Annotated in this window: 17 protein-coding genes; 1 reads left to right on the top strand and 16 read right to left on the bottom strand. The window is 57.2% G+C overall.

The window, feature by feature from the left end; genetic code table 11:
- Positions 1-19 precede the first annotated feature (19 nt).
- The 9 genes from ACR0MP_RS10485 to ACR0MP_RS10445 all read right to left on the bottom strand — a co-directional run bounded on the left by ACR0MP_RS10485 (position 20) and on the right by ACR0MP_RS10445 (position 10030).
- Entirely contained in the window at positions 20-811 is a 792-nt protein-coding gene (locus tag ACR0MP_RS10485) for an amino acid ABC transporter ATP-binding protein (RefSeq protein WP_304621965.1), read from the bottom strand.
- Positions 812-823: 12 nt separating this feature from the next.
- Entirely contained in the window at positions 824-2179 is a 1356-nt protein-coding gene (locus tag ACR0MP_RS10480; protein WP_480886693.1) for an amino acid ABC transporter permease, read from the bottom strand.
- A 1-nt stretch (position 2180) separates the two neighbouring features.
- The gene (locus ACR0MP_RS10475) at positions 2181-3449 is read right to left on the bottom strand and encodes an ABC transporter permease subunit (RefSeq protein WP_170392881.1); all 1269 of its coding nucleotides are present in this window, start codon (positions 3447-3449) and stop codon (positions 2181-2183) included.
- Between the two features lie 124 nt (positions 3450-3573).
- Positions 3574-4593 carry an amino acid ABC transporter substrate-binding protein gene (locus tag ACR0MP_RS10470; protein ID WP_170392882.1) on the bottom strand — a complete coding sequence of 340 codons (1020 nt, stop codon included), beginning with the start codon at positions 4591-4593 and terminating at the stop codon, positions 3574-3576.
- Positions 4594-4799: 206 nt separating this feature from the next.
- Complete coding sequence (locus ACR0MP_RS10465) at positions 4800-5507, bottom strand: ATP12 family protein (RefSeq protein WP_170392883.1); 708 nt, start codon at positions 5505-5507, stop codon at positions 4800-4802.
- A gap of 4 nt (positions 5508-5511) precedes the next feature.
- Complete coding sequence (locus ACR0MP_RS10460; protein WP_170737479.1) at positions 5512-6183, bottom strand: HAD-IA family hydrolase; 672 nt, start codon at positions 6181-6183, stop codon at positions 5512-5514.
- Entirely contained in the window at positions 6180-7223 is a 1044-nt protein-coding gene (locus ACR0MP_RS10455; RefSeq protein ID WP_170402777.1) for an RluA family pseudouridine synthase, read from the bottom strand. The genes ACR0MP_RS10460 and ACR0MP_RS10455 overlap by 4 nt, the downstream gene beginning before the upstream one ends.
- Before the next feature lie 104 nt (positions 7224-7327).
- The gene (locus ACR0MP_RS10450; RefSeq protein WP_480886690.1) at positions 7328-8641 is read right to left on the bottom strand and encodes a replication-associated recombination protein A; all 1314 of its coding nucleotides are present in this window, start codon (positions 8639-8641) and stop codon (positions 7328-7330) included.
- A gap of 3 nt (positions 8642-8644) precedes the next feature.
- Positions 8645-10030, bottom strand: a complete 1386-nt coding sequence (locus tag ACR0MP_RS10445; RefSeq protein WP_170737474.1) for a trypsin-like peptidase domain-containing protein — start codon at positions 10028-10030, stop codon at positions 8645-8647.
- Between the two features lie 228 nt (positions 10031-10258).
- Here ACR0MP_RS10445 and budA point away from each other — a divergent pair, with 228 nt between their 5' ends.
- Positions 10259-11047 (top strand): acetolactate decarboxylase, encoded by a 789-nt coding sequence (gene budA / locus ACR0MP_RS10440; RefSeq protein ID WP_170402783.1) that lies wholly within the window; start codon positions 10259-10261, stop codon positions 11045-11047.
- 87 nt (positions 11048-11134) lie between these two features.
- Here the strand turns inward: budA and rplQ are convergent, their stop codons facing one another.
- The 7 genes from rplQ to rplO all read right to left on the bottom strand — a co-directional run bounded on the left by rplQ (position 11135) and on the right by rplO (position 16718).
- Entirely contained in the window at positions 11135-11557 is a 423-nt protein-coding gene (gene rplQ, locus ACR0MP_RS10435) for a 50S ribosomal protein L17 (RefSeq protein ID WP_170392888.1), read from the bottom strand.
- Between the two features lie 118 nt (positions 11558-11675).
- Positions 11676-12692: a DNA-directed RNA polymerase subunit alpha gene (locus ACR0MP_RS10430; protein ID WP_010437127.1), complete on the bottom strand. Its 1017-nt coding sequence runs from the start codon at positions 12690-12692 to the stop codon at positions 11676-11678.
- Positions 12693-12806: 114 nt separating this feature from the next.
- Positions 12807-13196, bottom strand: a complete 390-nt coding sequence (gene rpsK / locus ACR0MP_RS10425; protein WP_008757289.1) for a 30S ribosomal protein S11 — start codon at positions 13194-13196, stop codon at positions 12807-12809.
- Between the two features lie 15 nt (positions 13197-13211).
- On the bottom strand, positions 13212-13580 hold the full coding sequence (gene rpsM / locus ACR0MP_RS10420; protein WP_008757392.1) for a 30S ribosomal protein S13: 369 nt from the start codon (positions 13578-13580) through the stop codon (positions 13212-13214).
- A gap of 549 nt (positions 13581-14129) precedes the next feature.
- Positions 14130-14774, bottom strand: coding sequence for an adenylate kinase (locus ACR0MP_RS10415; protein WP_170737472.1), 645 nt, complete (start codon positions 14772-14774; stop codon positions 14130-14132).
- Complete coding sequence (gene secY / locus ACR0MP_RS10410; protein WP_170737469.1) at positions 14771-16135, bottom strand: preprotein translocase subunit SecY; 1365 nt, start codon at positions 16133-16135, stop codon at positions 14771-14773. Before secY ends, ACR0MP_RS10415 begins: the two co-directional genes overlap by 4 nt.
- A 109-nt stretch (positions 16136-16244) precedes the next feature.
- Positions 16245-16718 (bottom strand): 50S ribosomal protein L15, encoded by a 474-nt coding sequence (gene rplO / locus ACR0MP_RS10405; protein ID WP_170567425.1) that lies wholly within the window; start codon positions 16716-16718, stop codon positions 16245-16247.
- Between the last annotated feature and the right edge of the window lie 109 nt (positions 16719-16827).

Below are 16827 nucleotides of genomic sequence, written 5' to 3'. Positions count from 1 at the left end.
TTGGTTTTCTGATCCGAATTTAGTGTCCCAGAATCTGGCTGAGGAACAACTTGGTCCGTTCGCTCTGCGGGTTGTTGAAGAACTCTTCCGGTTCGTTCTGCTCCACAATCTGACCGGCATCCATAAAGATCACGCGGTTGGCGACCTGGCGGGCAAAGCCCATCTCGTGGGTCACACACAGCATCGTCATGCCTTCCTCGGCCAGTTCAATCATGGTGTCGAGCACCTCTTTGATCATCTCGGGGTCCAGCGCCGATGTCGGTTCATCGAACAGCATGATCCGTGGCATCATGCACAGCGAGCGGGCAATCGCCACACGCTGCTGCTGACCACCCGATAGCTGACCGGGATACTTGTCGGCCTGCTCAGGGATCTTCACCTTTTCCAGGAAATGCATCGCGCGCTCTTCGGCCTCTTTCTTGGGCGTCTTGCGCACCCAGATCGGGGCCAGCGTGCAGTTTTCCAGAATGGTCAGGTGCGGGAACAGGTTGAAGTGCTGGAACACCATGCCAACCTCGGACCGGATTTTGTCGATGTTTTTCAGGTCATTCGACAGCTCGGTCCCATCCACAATGATCGTGCCCTGCTGGTGTTCCTCCAGCGCGTTCAGGCAGCGGATCAGGGTAGACTTGCCCGACCCCGACGGCCCCGCGATCACGATCCGCTCGCCCTGATTGACGGTCAGATTGATATCGCGCAGCACGTGGAAGGCCCCGTACCACTTGTTCATGTTGGTGATTTCGATGGCGATTTCGTCGCTCACCTGCATTTTGGAGCGGTCGATTTCGCGTTCAATTGCAAGTTCAGACATGTGTTGAACTCCTTAACGGTGGCCAGTCTGAAGCTTGCGCTCCAGGTACATGGAATAACGGGACATGGAGAAGCAAACCACGAAGAACAGAACGCCGATAAAGGCAAACAGTTCCCAGTAGACGCCGTTCCAGGCGGTATCGGCGCGGATGCCGTTGGTCAGGCCAATCACGTCGAACAGACCGATGATCGAGACCAAAGTCGTATCCTTGAAGATACCGATGAACGTGCTCACGATGCCCGGGATCGAGATTTTCAGCGCCTGTGGCATGATGATCAGCCGCTGCGCCTGCCAGTAGTTCAGGCCCAGACTGTCTGCGCCTTCGTACTGACCACGCGGCAGGGCGGCCAGACCACCCCGGATCACCTCGGCCATATAGGCGGCCGAGAACAGGGTCATCATGATCATCACCCGCAGGATGATGTCAAAATTAGTGCCCGGCGGCAGGAACAGGTTCAGCAACAGCGATGCCACAAACAGCAGGGTAATCAGCGGCACGCCCCGAATGAACTCGATAAAGCCCACGCACAGGTATTTGACGATCATCAGATCGGACTGACGACCCAGCGCCAGCACGATACCGATAGGCAGCGAAACACCAATGGCCACGACACCCAACAGGATCGCTAGCATAAAGCCACCAAAGTCGCGGCTTTCCACCGGCGCGATACCGATCGGAATGATTGCATTGATTGCGTCAGCCACGGAACCGGCAGCAAACAGCCACCATAGTATGGGCAGCGCAATCGCAAGGATAATCGCGGCAAGAGACCCGGCAACCGGAAGCGCAAACTTGTACGCGAAATACCCGATGGCAAATCCGGCGGCGACCATGAGCGGCCCCCAGATCGAGCCACCCCACATCAGCCAAGGCAGCAGGAACGGATAAGCCGCCGTTACAATCAACAGCTTACGCGGCACCTTAGTGAACAACACTGGCGCAATAGCAACCAACAACAGGATGAAGGTTAGGTTCGGACGGAAATAGGCCGGCCATGCCCCTGTTTCAGGCGGGTTCGACCATGTGGCATCCGGATGCGCCGGATACGGCGGATAGAACCCATATAGCAGCTGTAGCCAACGATCCTTGATCACACCCCAGCAGGCATGACCATGCGTATCGCCCCAGGTGGCCATCATGATCTCACGACATTCCGACAGGGAATTGGCGTTCCAAACGGATTCGAACGTCCAGTACAGGATGTTGGAGAGCACATAGTAGATGAAGATCAGCGATACGATCGTCAGGATGGCGTTCAGCCAGCTTGAAAACAGGTTATGCTTGATCCAGCCCAGTACACCGACCTCGGAGGCGGGTGGTGCCTGTTCCGGCAACATTTCCGTGCGGACAAATGAAACATCACTCATATTACCGCTCCACCAGTTTGACACGGTTGTTGTACCAGTTCATCACCGCCGAAATGCTCAGCGAGATGGACAGGTAGACCAGCATCAGCAGCAGAACGCATTCCAGCTCGCGACCGGTCTGGTTCATTGTGATGCCACCCAGCGTACCCGTGATGTCCATATATCCGACCGCGATCGCCAGCGACGAGTTCTTGGTCAGGTTCAGATAGTTCGAGATCATTGGCGGGATGATCACCCGCAACGCCTGCGGCAAGATCACCAGACGCATGGTCCGGCCCGGGCGCAGGCCCAGTGCGGATGCAGCCTCGGTCTGACCCTTGGAAATAGCCAGAATACCAGCGCGCACGATCTCGGCGATGAATGCCGCAGTGTACAGCGACAGGGCCAGCCACAAGGCAATCAGCGAGTTACGAAGGTGGGTACCGCCGCTGAAGTTGAAGCCTTTCAGCTCAGGGTAGCCCAGGTGAAAACCCAGAACGCCCAGCAGGATAGCTGACGGCACGAACAAAAGGCCCAGTTGGATGTGCCAGATGGTCGGGCGATCGCCGGTCTTTTCTTGCGTTGAATTGGCCCAGGCCGAAACCTTACGCATCGCAAAGATGCTGCCGCCAAACACGATCAGGAAGGCGATCAGGTCAAGCGAAACATCAAAGCGCAGGCTTGATGTACCGAAAAGGTGGATATCGCCCAATCCGCGCGAGAACAGAAACTCGGGGATATAGACCCCGCGATTTGTGACCGCGACCGTGCCAAAAAGATCCATCGTGGCTTCTGGGTTTTCACCTCGGAAGGCGCGCGGTGCTGGCAGGCTTTCAATCAGGATCGCCATGGCGAACACGATCCAAAGCAGCACTGGAACGTTACGGAACATCTCGACATAGACTGTCATGATCCGCGCGATCAGCCAGTTATTCGACAGGCGCAAAACACCGACCATGACACCGATGATCGTTGCTGTGATACAGCCCAGAACTGCAACAACCAGAGTGTTTAGCAGGCCTATAAACGCTGCGCGCAGATGGGTATCGCGCGAGTCGTATTCCAGCAGGCGTTGGTTGATGTCATAGCTGGCCGGTTCGGCAAAAAAGTCGAACCCGACTGTTCTGCCCAGCGTTTCAAGGTTCTGAATGGTGTTGTTGATAATCCAGGCTGCCAGAAGCATGAAACCGATCATCGCTATGACCTGAATGGTCGCAGATCGGTACCGCGTATCATAAAGGAGCATGGACAGCCGGAAGTGCTCCTTCGGCGGGTCAGTGAGTGTCGTCATGACCTATGTATATCCCCGTGCATCCCGGATGTTGGCAGAGTTTGCCTCTGCTCAGATCGTTCCGGGCGTGTTTCTTATGGAAGGAAAAAGGGCGCGGGTTCCCCCGCGCCCTTTTCCGTGGATCTTAGCGGAAAGGCGGTGCGTACAGCAGGCCACCATCGGTCCACTGTGCGTTCAGGCCGCGTGCCAGACCGATCGGGGTTTCCTCACCGATGTTCTTGGCAAACACTTCGCCGTAGTTACCGCCGACTTTGATCGCGCGCTGTGCCCAGTTCGCGTCCAGACCCAGCATCTCACCCAGCGTACCTTCGGTACCCAACAGGCGGTTTACCTCTGGGTTGTCGGTGGCACCGCTGGACATCTCGTCGATGTTCGCCGAGGTTACACCCAGCTCTTCCGCTGCGATCAGTGCGTTCAGGGTCCAGCGGACCACATCGCCCCACTCGTGATCGCCGTGACGGACCAGCGGGCCCAGCGGCTCTTTCGAGATGATTTCGGGCAGGATCACGTGGTCGCCTGCGTTTTCAAAGGTGGCGCGCGTAGCAGCCAGACCCGATGCGTCGGTGGTGTAAACGTCACAGGCACCAGCCAGATACTGCTGCTGCGCTTCGGCGTTGGTTTCGATCGGAACCGGCTCGTAGCTCATGTTGTTGATACGGAAGAAATCCGCCAGGTTAAGCTCGGTGGTGGTGCCGGTCTGGATACAAACGGTTGCACCGTCCAGTTCCTTGGCCGAGCTGACGCCCAGTGCCTTGGGAACCATGAAACCCTGACCATCGTAGTAGTTGATGCCGACGAATTCGAACTTCAGGTCGACGTCGCGGCTGAAGGTCCACGTGGTGTTACGGGCCAGCATGTCAATCTCGCCCGAAGCCAGCGCGGTGAAACGTGTTTTACCGGTGGTCGGGATGAACTCTACGGCGCTTGGGTCGTCCAGAACGGCAGCGGCTACCGCGCGGCATACGGCCACGTCAAAACCCTGCCACTCACCATTGGCATCGGGGCTGGCAAAGCCGGGTACGCCGGTTGCAACGCCGCAGTTCAGCTTGCCGCGGGCTTTCACGTCGTCAACGGTACCCGCTGCAGCCGCGCCAGCAGCCAGGCCGGCAATGGTTGCCACGCCCAAAATTACGGATTTTTTCATTTTTACCTCTTCCTGATTTTCCATCCCTGAATGGAACGGTTCGATCCGGCGCATAGGCGCCAGAAAGGTTACCCAAAAGGTGTCTCCCCTTTAGTGGCCCGAGTTTGGGCGTATTCATCAACAAACGTCAAGGGCTGGATCAGGGAAAACGATAGGTCTTTTCTGCCAGAATCGGACACAAATTCACGATTTGACGAGAATCCGTCTCAGAACGAGAGGTCAAAGAACTGCTTTGCGTGCAGAAAGGCGGCCCGTTTCACTTCGGCGGCAGCATGTGCCTCATCGTCGTGGCCCCATTGTTCGATCTGCCAAAGCTCGTCCAGCCGAGAAATGCGCCATATCTCGTCCGGTTTGCGCCAATTCTGGGCTGCCGCAAAACCAAGAATCAATGACCCCGACAGGCTGACGAGGTCATGAAACGCCGCCAGCTGGAACGCATTCAGTCCATGCACCCGGTCACGCAGGCCTTGCAGCACCTCGGCAGCTTGCGGTTGATGCACCACCCCTGCACGCGGGATCAACCGCGCGCCCAGGGCGTCCGCAGCCCAATCCAATGCAGGATCCCAGGCCTCGGACTGCCGTTGCTGCAACGTTTCGGGATGGGTCGCCCGATAACACAGCAGATCCGAGTCGCCGTAATCGGCCAGCATATCGGCAACCTCACCATGCTGGTGCCGCACCTTGTCGATCGCCGCATTGGCCGAACGGGTGAATGGCATCGTGGTCGGATCGATTTCTTTTTCCTGTGCATCCCATTCCCGTGCAACGGCCTCGGCCATGGCACGCGTGGGCAGGTCTAGCGCAGCCTTGGCGGGCGTTTTGACCCGCCGACCATCCAGTTCAACCGTATAGCCCACGTCGGTCTCAACGACCGTGCTTGTCGTCCAGAAGCGTTTGGGTTTCCAGTCGCTCATCTCTTTAGCCCCAGATCTTGGCCAGTGCGCCTGGCAATTCTTCGAATGTTTCGATCACATGTGTCGCAGCCGTCAGTACCCGACGATCGTGATAACCCCAGCTGACACCGATCCCGGCAACCTGCGCGGCTGCGGCCATATCCATGTCAAAGCTGGTGTCGCCCACCATGACGGCTTGCGCAGCCGGCACGCCCGTTTCAGCCAAAGCTGTTTCTATCATCGACGGGTGCGGCTTGGACGGGTGGTGATCTGCAACCTGACGAGTAATAAAATGCTGCTGCAACCCATGCCCTTCAAGCAGCGCATCAAGCCCGCGCTGAGACTTGCCTGTGGCCACTCCCAAAAGTACCTCGGGCTGAGCGTGAAGAGCGTCAATCACTTGGCGCGCACCGGGATAAAGCGGCGAGCTTGCGGCGCCCTGCTCCAACCTTTGCGCGTGATAGGCCTGCTTATAACCGTCAACCAATGCGTCTTGTATCCGTTCGGACTGATCTGCTGCCAGACGCGCCATTGCATGGGGCAGAGATAAACCGACGATGGACAGGATCGCGTCACGATCCGGGACCGGCAGTGACTGCGCCTGAAAACAGGCGGTCATTGCCGAAACAATGGCACCCTGACTATCGACCAGAGTGCCATCCACATCAAACAGGACCAGCCGCAATGGAGCGTTCATCGCAACTCCTCAAACGGATCATCTGCAGCGAGGTCTTCGGTCCAGCCCAGCGTATCCCAGCTGTGTTTCATATGATCCGGTAAAGGCGCCGTAAGCGAGATGGGTTTGCGGGTCATCGGGTGTTCAAAGGACAGGCTGCGGGCGTGGAGGTGCAGCTTTTTGCTGATGATACCTCCCAACTGCGCGCCCCAGCCATCGCCGAGGTTTTCCTGCCCCGAGCCGCCATATTTCCCATCGCCAATGATCGGGTGGCCGATCGCCGCCATATGTGCGCGCAGCTGATGGGTCCGCCCCGTCACCGGCTCCATCGCGACCCAGGCTGCCCGCCCTGCAACGCGATAGAGCGTTGCATAGAGCGTATGCGCGCGTTTCGCGCCGGGCGTATCGTTCACCTCGCTCGGATGAACAGCGATCATCTTCTCGCCTTCGCCATGCTTACCATGCCCCGGTGCCTTGACCAGCCCGGTCTTGATTTCGCCCAGGTACGGAGTTGGAACACCAGCTACCAGCGCCCAATAGATCTTTTGGGTGTTTCGGTGCCGGAAGGCTGCTGTCAGCCCTTTGGCGGCCTCGCGCGTACGGGCCATCAGCAGAACGCCAGATGTGTCCTTATCCAAACGATGCACAAGGCGCGGGTTCTCGTCATACCCAAAGCGCAACGCTTCGGACAGGCTGTCCACATGGCGGGTTTGACCGCTGCCACCCTGAACTGGCAAGCCATGCGGCTTGTTCAGCGCCAGCACGTGATCGTCTTTATAAATCACGCAAGACTGGATCATCTTTGCGTCAGCGTCTGAGACACGATGCTTCACGACTGCGGGCTTGTGATCCGCGTGCGGCAGCGGAGGCACACGCACGGACTGCCCCACCTCTAACCGGGTCGAGGCCTTGACCCGACCGCCGTCGATACGCAGTTCACCCTTGCGGCACATCTTCTCGATCCTGCCCTGGCTGACATGAGGAAACAGGCGGCGCAGCCAACGATCCAGCCTCTGGTCGCCATCGCCCTCTGCTACGGTGATCACCTGTACGCCGCTCATGCCATTGCCCCTTGTTCCGCACGGCTGATCCGCCCGGATTGTGCTTGTTTCAGTGCCTTAGAAATCATGCGCGTCTGTCGCGCGCATCGGGTGCAGAGTCAAGTCTAGCCCTGATTGCGTTGCGTTCTCAGCTTGGCGAAGTATTCCAGCCGTTTTTTCAGCTCGCGCTCAAAACCACGCTCTACCGGCTGATAGAGAACCGGGCGCTTTATATCATCCGGGAAATAGTTCTGACCCGAGAACCCATCTTCGGCATCGTGGTCATAGGCATACCCTGCACCATATCCCTGATCCTTCATCAGCGATGTCGGAGCGTTCAGGATATGTTTGGGTGGCGGTTCACTGCCCGATTGCTTGGCCAGCCGCATCGCCGCCTTATACCCCACATAGGCCCCGTTAGATTTCGGAGCGAGCGCCAGATACACCAACGCCTGCGCCAGTGCCAACTCGCCCTCGGGCGAGCCCAGTCGTTCGTAGGTTTCCCAACTGTGCAGGCAGATCGATTGCGCCTGAGGATCGGCCAAACCGATATCTTCAACCGCCATCCGCGTGATCCTCCGCGCCAGATAGCGCGGGTCTTCGCCGCCAGTCAGCATCCGCGCAAACCAATACAGCGCCGCGTCAGGGTCCGATCCACGCACCGATTTGTGCAGGGCTGAGATCAGATTATAATGCTCATCCCCCGATTTGTCGTATTTTGCGGCCCGCCGCATCAGGCGCGTCGACAATGCATCCGGGTCCAGATCGGCGTCCACTTTCCAAGCAGCAACCTGTTCAATCAGGTTCAGTAGTGCGCGACCGTCGCCATCCGCCATCTCCTGCAGCGCCTCGCGGGCGGCAGACGTTATCGGCAAGGCGCGGTCAAGCTCTTTCTCGGCGCGTTGTGTCAAACGCTCAAGATCAGCAAGGCTAAGGCGTTCCAGAACCAGCACCTGAGACCGGCTGAGTACCGCCGCGTTCAACTCGAAGGAAGGGTTTTCGGTCGTCGCGCCAACCAAGAGGATCGTGCCGTCCTCCATATGCGGCAGAAACCCGTCCTGTTGCGCTTTATTGAAACGATGGATTTCGTCAACAAATAACAAGGTGCCCTGCCCGTTTTGACGACGGATTTTAGCAGCCTCAAATACCTTCTTCAGATCCAGCACACCGGTAAAAATCGCGCTGATCTGCACGAAATGCAGATCGGCCTCCTGCGCCAGCAACCGGGCGATGGTTGTCTTTCCCACACCCGGCGGGCCCCAGAAGATCAGGCTGGATAGGCTACCTGACGCGAGCATCACCCCCAATGGCGCATCTGGTCCCAAAACCTGCTCTTGCCCGATCACCTCAGACAGGGATTGTGGGCGCAAGCGATCCGCAAGCGGCCGGTGCGGCGACGCGGTTGGTTCCGCAGAACCGGTATCGAACAAATCACTCACGGATCACAACCGAAACCGCAATGAGATTAACCGGCTTCCCCGCTCAATCTCCATCTGTACCCGGCGAACTGGATCGGTCAGTGCCTGAACGATATCCTCCGGTGTCTCGGTTCTGGTTCCGTTGATACCTTTTACGACATCGCCCACACGCAATCCTGCGCGGCCGCCATAGCGGTTCGGATCAACCACTACGACGCCGGTCTGAGACAGCGACAAGCCAAGCTTTACGATCACCGCCGGATTTACACCCGAAACGATCAGACCTGGCATGACCGTATCCTCGTCCAGCGTAGTCTCATCCGCCGCAGGCGTTTCAGGCGGTTTGATCAGCGCCACTTCAATATCCGAGCGGTCTTCGCCCCGCAGCCGAGTCAGGACCGACTTTCCACCTACCCCGGCAACAGCCATGCGAAATTTCATCTCGGCCGGAGAATTCACCTCGTCTCCGTCGACATGAGTGACAACGTCACCGACCCGCAGACCCGCTTCTGCCAGCGGACTCAGTTCATGCAAGTCAGAAATCACCACACCTAGAGGGATGGCCATACCCAGAGACTCGGCTATGTCCGCGCTCATGTGTTGACCGGCCATTCCTGCCCAAGGACTTACGAAGCTTTCGTTTCCAGACTGCGCCTGCCGCAGGAATTCGGCTACCAAATTGGCCGGAATGGCAAAGCCGATACCGTTCGACCCGCCCGAGCGGGTCAGGATTGAAGTATTGATACCAATCAGATCACCATTCACATCGATCAGCGCGCCACCGGAATTGCCCGGGTTTATCGCCGCATCGGTTTGAATGAAGTACCCTCTTGCGTTTCCGGTTGCGGTTCCTGTGCGCGCCAGCCCTGAAATAATACCTGACGAAACAGTTTGGCCAACGCCGAAGGGGTTGCCAATCGCCAGCGTCAGCTCTCCTACTTCAACCTGATCGGAATCGCGCATCTGCAGGAACGGCAGATCGCTTGCCTCATTCAGCCGCAAGATTGCAATGTCGCTTTCTTTGTCACCCAGAACGACTTCGGCAGTGAATTCACGACGGTCGGTAGTCACGACCTGAATTTCCGATGCCATCCCCACAACGTGGTAGTTTGACACCACATACCCATCACCAGTGAGGATCACGCCAGAGCCGAGCGAATTCTGCACACGGGGGCGTGGCGTCCCAAATCCACGGCCAAAGAAGTCCTGAAAGAACGGGTCAGAAAACAGTGGATTTGCCCGCCCTTCGCGCACAATCTTGGCGTAGATGTTCACAACCGCCGGGGCAGCCTGCTTTACGACAGGGGCGAACCCGAGGCTGATTTCGGTCTGGCTTTTTGGTACCTGCGTCTCCGCGGCTGCCGGTATTGCGCCCATCAGCAATACTAGGGAACACAATAGTCTTAGCATCATCGGCCCTCCGGCAATATCGCCAACCGGATATGCGGGGCCGATGCAAAGATTGCAAGCGACATAACCCGCTGCCTTCGACAATGCTGAGGACCTACCGCTTTCTTTTGAGCTATTCGCACAAATATCCTGCTTGAGCATTATGGCTTCGCAAAGCGTTGCAAAAGTTTCACAAGGAATTGTGCTATGTGTTGGACTTGGCGCTGAATCCAATCAGAGGGAACGACCATGCACCAAGACCGGGAATTGACCTTTGCAACGGCCCTTGCCTCTCATCATCGAAATAAGAGCTTTGTGCGGGAAGAGCACGCCCACGAGTATTACCAGGCCTCACTACTGAGTGCCGTCATGCAGGGGGTCTATGATGGGACTGTTTCCATCGGTCAGCTGCTGGAACACGGAGATTTCGGTCTCGGTACCTTCAACGCCCTGGACGGAGAAATGGTGGTGCTGGATGGTGTCGCTTATCGCCTGGATGGGGAAGGCAAAGCGACAATTGCGGATAACGGCGCGCTGACACCATACGCAGCCGTCATTGACTTCAAACCAACGATTTCGCTTGCGTTGGATTCTCCGGTTAACAAATCCGATTTCGAGGAGGGTTTGGATGACATGGCCGATGCAAAGAACCTGTTTTATGCGGTTCGTTTCACCGGATTGATCAAACACATTAGGTATCGAAACGTTTTGAAACAGGAACGGCCATACAGACCTTTGCTGGAAGTGGTCAAAACGCAGGCCGAGTTTGAATTGGAAAACGTGGAGGGAACTATTCTCGGGTTCCGCTGCCCTGACTACGCAGTCGGGATCGGCGTACCGGGTTACCACTTGCATTTCATCTCTGACGACCGGACCACCGGTGGGCACGTACTTGATTACACATTGACCCGGGGAAAGATCAAAATCGATCACACGTCGTCTCTTCATCTGGAACTGCCAGAGACAGAGGATTTCTCTGACGCCAATTTGTCCGCGGGAGCGTCGGCGGATGGTATTCTGAAAGCCGAAAGCAATTAAATTTAGGCCGACTTGAATTTTCACACAGAGCAAAAGAAAACCCCCGCGTCTGCGACGCGGGGGCTGAAACTCAGATATAGCCAAGGCTTATTCTTCGTCTGCGGCCTCTTCGGCGGCAACACGAGCTTTGTCGGCCGCGCCCTTGGCGTCGATGTCGCGGTCAACGAATTCGATGATCGCCATCGGAGCCATGTCGCCATAGCGGAAGCCTGCTTTTAGGATACGGACATAACCGCCCTGACGCTCGGCGTAACGAGGGCCCAGAACTTCGAACAGCTTGGCGACGTCTTTGTCTTCTTTCAGCTGTGCTGCGGCCTGACGGCGGGCGTGCAGGTCGCCGCGCTTGCCCAGAGTGATCAGTTTTTCAACGATCGGGCGCAGTTCTTTTGCCTTGGGCAGAGTTGTTTTGATTTGCTCATGCTCGATGAGCGAGCCAGCCATGTTTGCAAACAGAGCTTTGCGGTGCTCATGAGTACGGTTCAGGCGGCGATAACCACGTGCGTGACGCATTTTCTAGTTCCTTCTTTCGCGTTTTGCTTTGTCTGGCCGGCGATGCGTGTCACCGGCTCTCCTTGGGGCGGAAGTGCCCATATGGTCCCCGGCAGCCCGGGCATTTGTGAAGACGCGCTTAGAACGCGTCTTCGAATTTCTTGGCCAGATCTTCGATGTTGTCGGGCGGCCAGTCCTCGACATCCATGCCGAGGTGCAGACCCATGCCGGATAGCACTTCCTTGATCTCGTTCAGCGACTTGCGGCCGAAGTTCGGAGTGCGCAGCATCTCGGCTTCGGTCTTCTGGATCAGATCGCCGATGTAAACGATGTTGTCGTTCTTCAGGCAGTTTGCCGAACGGACCGACAGTTCCAGCTCGTCCACTTTCTTCAGCAGCAGCGGGTTGAACTCCAGACCATCGTCTTCGTCCTGGCGGCCAGCTGATTCCGGCTCGTCGAAATTGACGAAGATTGACAGCTGATCCTGCAGGATGCGTGCGGCAAATGCCAGCGCATCCTCGGGCGTGATCGAACCGTCGGTGTCGATTTTCAGGGTCAGCTTGTCATAGTCCAGAACCTGACCTTCACGGGTCGGCTGAACGTCATAGGCAACCTTTTTGACCGGCGAGTAGATCGCGTCGATCGGGATCAGGCCGATGGGTGCGTCTTCGGGCTTGTTCTTCTCAGCCGAGACATAGCCCTTGCCGGTGTTGACGGTCAGTTCCATGAACAGGTCTGCGCCATCATCCAGGTGGCAAATGACGTGATCACGGTTCAGAACCTCGATGCCAGCGCTTTCGCTGATGTCGCCAGCGGTAACTACTGCGGGGCCTTTGGCATTGATCGACAGGCGCTTGGGGCCTTCGACTTCCATGCGCAGCGACACGCCTTTGAGGTTCAGGATGATGTCGGTGACGTCCTCACGTACACCGGCAACCGAGCTGAACTCGTGCAGGACGTTGTCGATCTGAACGCTGGTGATGGCCGCGCCTTGCAGCGAGCTCATCAGAACACGGCGCAGCGCGTTGCCCAGGGTCAGACCAAAGCCACGTTCCAGCGGTTCTGCAACCAGGGTTGCCTGACGTGCGGGATCGTTGCCCGGCTTGCCGTCAAGCTGGGTCGGCTTGATCAATTCTGCCCAATTCTTATGGATCATGTAATCCCTCCATTCCTGTCCGCGCCCCATGACCAACAAGGTGCAGACGCCCGAGGTTCAAAATGACGTGCTGGGGCCGTGCAAAAACACAGCCCCAGCCTAATTCAAAATCGCTTAGACGCGACGACGCTTCGGCGGACGGCAGCCGTTGTGAGCGATCGGGGTCACGTCGCGGATCGACGTGATGTTGAAGCCCACTGCAGCCAGCGCACGCAGAGCCGATTCACGACCCGAACCGGGGCCCTGAACTTCGACTTCCAGCGTCTTGACGCCATGTTCCTGCGCCTTTTTGCCTGCATCTTCTGCAGCCATCTGAGCGGCGTAGGGGGTCGATTTCCGCGATCCCTTGAAGCCCATGGTACCGGCAGACGACCACGAGATGGCGTTGCCCTGTACGTCCGAGATCAGGATCTTGGTGTTGTTGAAGGTCGAGTTCACATGGGCAACGCCCGATGCGATGTTCTTACGCTCTTTGCGCTTAACGCGAGTCTTATCACGTGCCATCGGTCAGACCCTCCCTTATTTCTTCTTACCGGCAATGGCCTTTGCGGGGCCTTTGCGGGTACGAGCATTGGTGTGGGTACGCTGACCGCGAACCGGCAGGTTGCGGCGGTGACGCAGACCGCGATAGCAGCCCAGGTCCATCAGGCGCTTGACGTTCATCTGAACTTCACGACGCAGGTCACCTTCGACGGTGAAGTTTGCATCGATGTGCTCGCGGATGGCCAGAACTTCGGCGTCGGACAGTTCATTGACGCGACGGTGCGCTTCAATGCCTACGGCTTCGCAGATCGCTTTGGCCGAGGTGTTTCCGATACCGGTGATATATGTGAGGGCGATTGGTACCCGCTTTGCAGTCGGGATGTTTACGCCGGCAATACGTGCCACGTGTCACTTTCCTTTTTGTTGCGGTTCCGTAACTCCGGAACCTTTTTTCACAACACTTGACCGTGGCAGTGACGCCAGAGGGTCCAGTATTATTCGAGGTGGTCGGGGCAATTGGGACGAATCCCGCATGCGGTCTTGATTCCCTTTAGGGATGGGGGTGCGTAGAGACTTTTAAGAGGATCGTCAAGCCATACAAAGTGAGGTTGGAATTTCATTCCCTCACCACATCGACCCGATGCGACATATCGTGGCAAATCCGGAGGCCTTGATCCGAAAATTTACACTGTATCTCTTCACGCTCTGCACTGAGTTTCCCTCCAAAAAATCTAAAAGCAAGGAATGGAAGAGAAAATAAGATGGCAACCGATATTGTCGATTTGAGCGGTGGAAAGAAACCGAGTATCGGACCAAACATAAAGATAGCCGTAAACACACAAATAGCAGGCAAGGTTCGTTGCCTGAACGTAGTGCTTTCCGCCTTTATAAGCTCTCCATATCTTTCGAATGCTTCTTCAAGATCTTCAGGAACCGGAACAGTCGTCGACTGCATCACCCCAAAACAGCTTCAATCGACGCCGTAACTTCCTTGATATCCGCCAGCCCGTTCACCGGACGCAGATCGCCTTTGGCGTAGTAGTAACCAATCAGCGGAGAGGTCTTTTTATAGTATTCCATCAACCGCGTGCGCAGGCTGTCTTCGTTGTCGTCGGCGCGACGGACAAAGTCATTTTCCTTGCCGCAATTGGTGCATTTGCCATCCGCAGGAATCGGCTTGGTGTTGTCGTTATAGACCTCACCACATCCGCCGCAGGTTGACCGCGCCGTGATCCGGTCCACCAGCGCGTCATCGTCCACACGCATCTCGATCACCGTATGCAGCGACTGGCCCAGCTTGGTTAGCAGAGCCGACAGCGCGTCTGCCTGTGCCAGCGTCCGGGGGAAGCCGTCAAAGATGAAACCGGCACCTTTTTCGGTGGTCAGTTTCTCTTCGATCAAGCCGATCACGATCTCATCGGTGACCAGCTTGCCCGCGTCCATGATCGCAGCAACCTTCTGGCCCATTTCCGTGCCCGAGGTCTTCGCCTCGCGCAGCATGTCTCCGGTGCTGAGTTGCACCATACCGCGGGTTTCAACCAGGTTACGCGCCTGCGTTCCTTTGCCTGCGCCCGGGGGGCCGAGAAGAATGATGTTCATCGACGAGCAGCTCCCTTTCTGCCGCGTTTCTTGCCTTTGCCGCGCAGCTGGGACTTTTCAATCAGCCCTTCGTATTGATGCGCCAGCAGGTGGCTCTGGACTTGTTGGATCGTGTCCATGGTCACAGAGACGATAATCAGAACCGAGGTGCCGCCGAAATAGAACGGGATAGCAAACTGGCCCCGCAGGATTTCAGGCAGCAGACAAACGGCCGCCAGATAGGCCGAACCCAGAACCAGCACGCGGTTGACGACGTATTCCAGATACTCGGCGGTTTTCTTGCCCGGACGGATACCCGGTACAAAACCGTTCTGCTTTTTCAGGTTGTCCGCCACATCGTCCGGCTTGAACGACACGTTGAACGTGTAGAAATAGGCGAAGAACACGATCATCGAAGCGAAGAACAGCAGATAAAGCGGCTGTCCGGGGCCGAAGTTGGCCAGCAGCCACGACATCACCGGGCCATTTGTGGCGCCCGACGAGAAGGTCGAGATCGTTACCGGCAGCAACAGCAGCGAGCTTGCAAAGATCGCAGGGATCACACCCGCCGGGTTCACTTTGACCGGCAGGTGGCTCGAGCCGCCTTCGTAGACTTTCATACCAGCCTGACGGCGCGGGTATTGGATATGGATCTTGCGCAGGGCCCGCTCCATGAACACCACAAAGGTGATCACGGCGATGACCATGATGATCACACCCACGATCACGGCGGGGCTGATTGCACCGGTGCGGCCCGAAGCGAAGAACTGCGCCAGAGCGGCGGGAACCTCGGCAATAATGCCAACGAAGATGATCAGAGAGATACCGTTACCGATGCCGCGTGCGGTGATCTGCTCGCCCAGCCACATCAGGAACATGGTGCCGCCGACCAAAGTGATCATGGTCGACATACGGAAGAACATGCCCGGATCGGTCGCAAGATCGCCCGATTCCAACGAAACCGCCAGACCATAAGCCTGAACGGTGGCCAGAGCCACGGTACCGAAACGGGTGTATTGGTTGATCTTCTTGCGCCCTTGCTCGCCCTCTTTCTTGAGCTGTTCGAGCGCGGGAACCATCGATGTCAGCAGCTGCACGATGATCGAGGCCGAGATATAGGGCATGATGCCGAGGGCAAAGATACCCATCCGCCCCAGCGCCCCGCCGGTGAACATCGAAACCATGCCGCCGATGCCCTGCCCCGCTTGCTCCATGAACTCACGCAGGGCTTGCCCGTCGATACCTGGGACCGGAATGAAGGTGCCCAGACGATAGACGATCAACAAACCCAGCGTGAACAGGATGCGGTTGCGCAGATCGGTGGCTTTGCCCAAAGCAGCCCAGCTTGTGTTGGCTGCCATTTGTTCTGCTGCTGATACCATAAATCGGTCTCTCTTATGAAAACACCGCCCGGAACCGTTTTCCGGCTCGGGCGGCGTCTTGGAAAACTCTGAGGTCTATGTAAGCGGGTCTGCGCCCGCTCACAAGCGCTTACTCTGCCGCAGCAGCTTTTGTGACCGTCAGTGAGCCGCCCGCTTTCTCAACCGCTTCAACAGCAGATTTCGAAGCACCGGTGACTTCCAGGTTCACTTTGGCCGTGATTTCACCTTTGGCCAGAACGCGGACACCGTCCAGCTTGCGGCGGACCAGACCGGACGCAACCAGCGCGTCCTCGGTGATCGCAGCTTTGGCGTCCAGCTTGCCGGCGTCGACGAATTTCTGGATCAGGCCCAGATTGATAACGGCGAATGCCTTGCGGTTCGGCTTATTGAAGCCACGCTTGGGCAGGCGCTGGTACAGCGGCATCTGGCCGCCTTCGTAGCCATTGATGGCCACACCCGAACGGGATTTCTGGCCTTTGATACCACGGCCACCCATTTTACCTTTGCCAGAACCGGGACCACGGCCAACGCGGGTGCGTTTAGGTGCGGCGCCAGGATTGTCGCGCAATTCGTTCAGTTTCATTTCGCTTCTCCTAAGCCGGATGTGACCCCCGAAGCGTGATGGGCCAAACACGGCATTTCTTGATTTTGATTCTCGTGGATGGAAATCCACCGGAGCGCTCTACAGCGTT

The organism is Ruegeria sp. K3 (assembly GCF_056531845.1).
The sequence above is the reverse complement of the archived record's forward strand: the minus strand, read 5'-3'. Positions and strand labels throughout refer to the sequence as shown.

Coding starts and splice junctions, on each gene's coding strand:
- budA (WP_170402783.1), top strand. CDS start 10,259: ATGCACCAAGACCGGGAATTGACCTTTGCAACGGCCCTTGCCTCTCAT.
- ACR0MP_RS10485 (WP_304621965.1), bottom strand. CDS start 811: ATGTCTGAACTTGCAATTGAACGCGAAATCGACCGCTCCAAAATGCAG.
- ACR0MP_RS10455 (WP_170402777.1), bottom strand. CDS start 7,223: ATGAGCGGCGTACAGGTGATCACCGTAGCAGAGGGCGATGGCGACCAG.
- ACR0MP_RS10465 (WP_170392883.1), bottom strand. CDS start 5,507: ATGAGCGACTGGAAACCCAAACGCTTCTGGACGACAAGCACGGTCGTT.
- ACR0MP_RS10480 (WP_480886693.1), bottom strand. CDS start 2,179: ATGAGTGATGTTTCATTTGTCCGCACGGAAATGTTGCCGGAACAGGCA.
- ACR0MP_RS10445 (WP_170737474.1), bottom strand. CDS start 10,030: ATGCTAAGACTATTGTGTTCCCTAGTATTGCTGATGGGCGCAATACCG.
- ACR0MP_RS10415 (WP_170737472.1), bottom strand. CDS start 14,774: ATGAACATCATTCTTCTCGGCCCCCCGGGCGCAGGCAAAGGAACGCAG.
- rplO (WP_170567425.1), bottom strand. CDS start 16,718: ATGAAACTGAACGAATTGCGCGACAATCCTGGCGCCGCACCTAAACGC.
- rplQ (WP_170392888.1), bottom strand. CDS start 11,557: ATGCGTCACGCACGTGGTTATCGCCGCCTGAACCGTACTCATGAGCAC.
- ACR0MP_RS10470 (WP_170392882.1), bottom strand. CDS start 4,593: ATGAAAAAATCCGTAATTTTGGGCGTGGCAACCATTGCCGGCCTGGCT.
- rpsK (WP_008757289.1), bottom strand. CDS start 13,196: ATGGCACGTGATAAGACTCGCGTTAAGCGCAAAGAGCGTAAGAACATC.
- secY (WP_170737469.1), bottom strand. CDS start 16,135: ATGGTATCAGCAGCAGAACAAATGGCAGCCAACACAAGCTGGGCTGCT.
- ACR0MP_RS10430 (WP_010437127.1), bottom strand. CDS start 12,692: ATGATCCATAAGAATTGGGCAGAATTGATCAAGCCGACCCAGCTTGAC.
- ACR0MP_RS10475 (WP_170392881.1), bottom strand. CDS start 3,449: ATGACGACACTCACTGACCCGCCGAAGGAGCACTTCCGGCTGTCCATG.
- ACR0MP_RS10460 (WP_170737479.1), bottom strand. CDS start 6,183: ATGAACGCTCCATTGCGGCTGGTCCTGTTTGATGTGGATGGCACTCTG.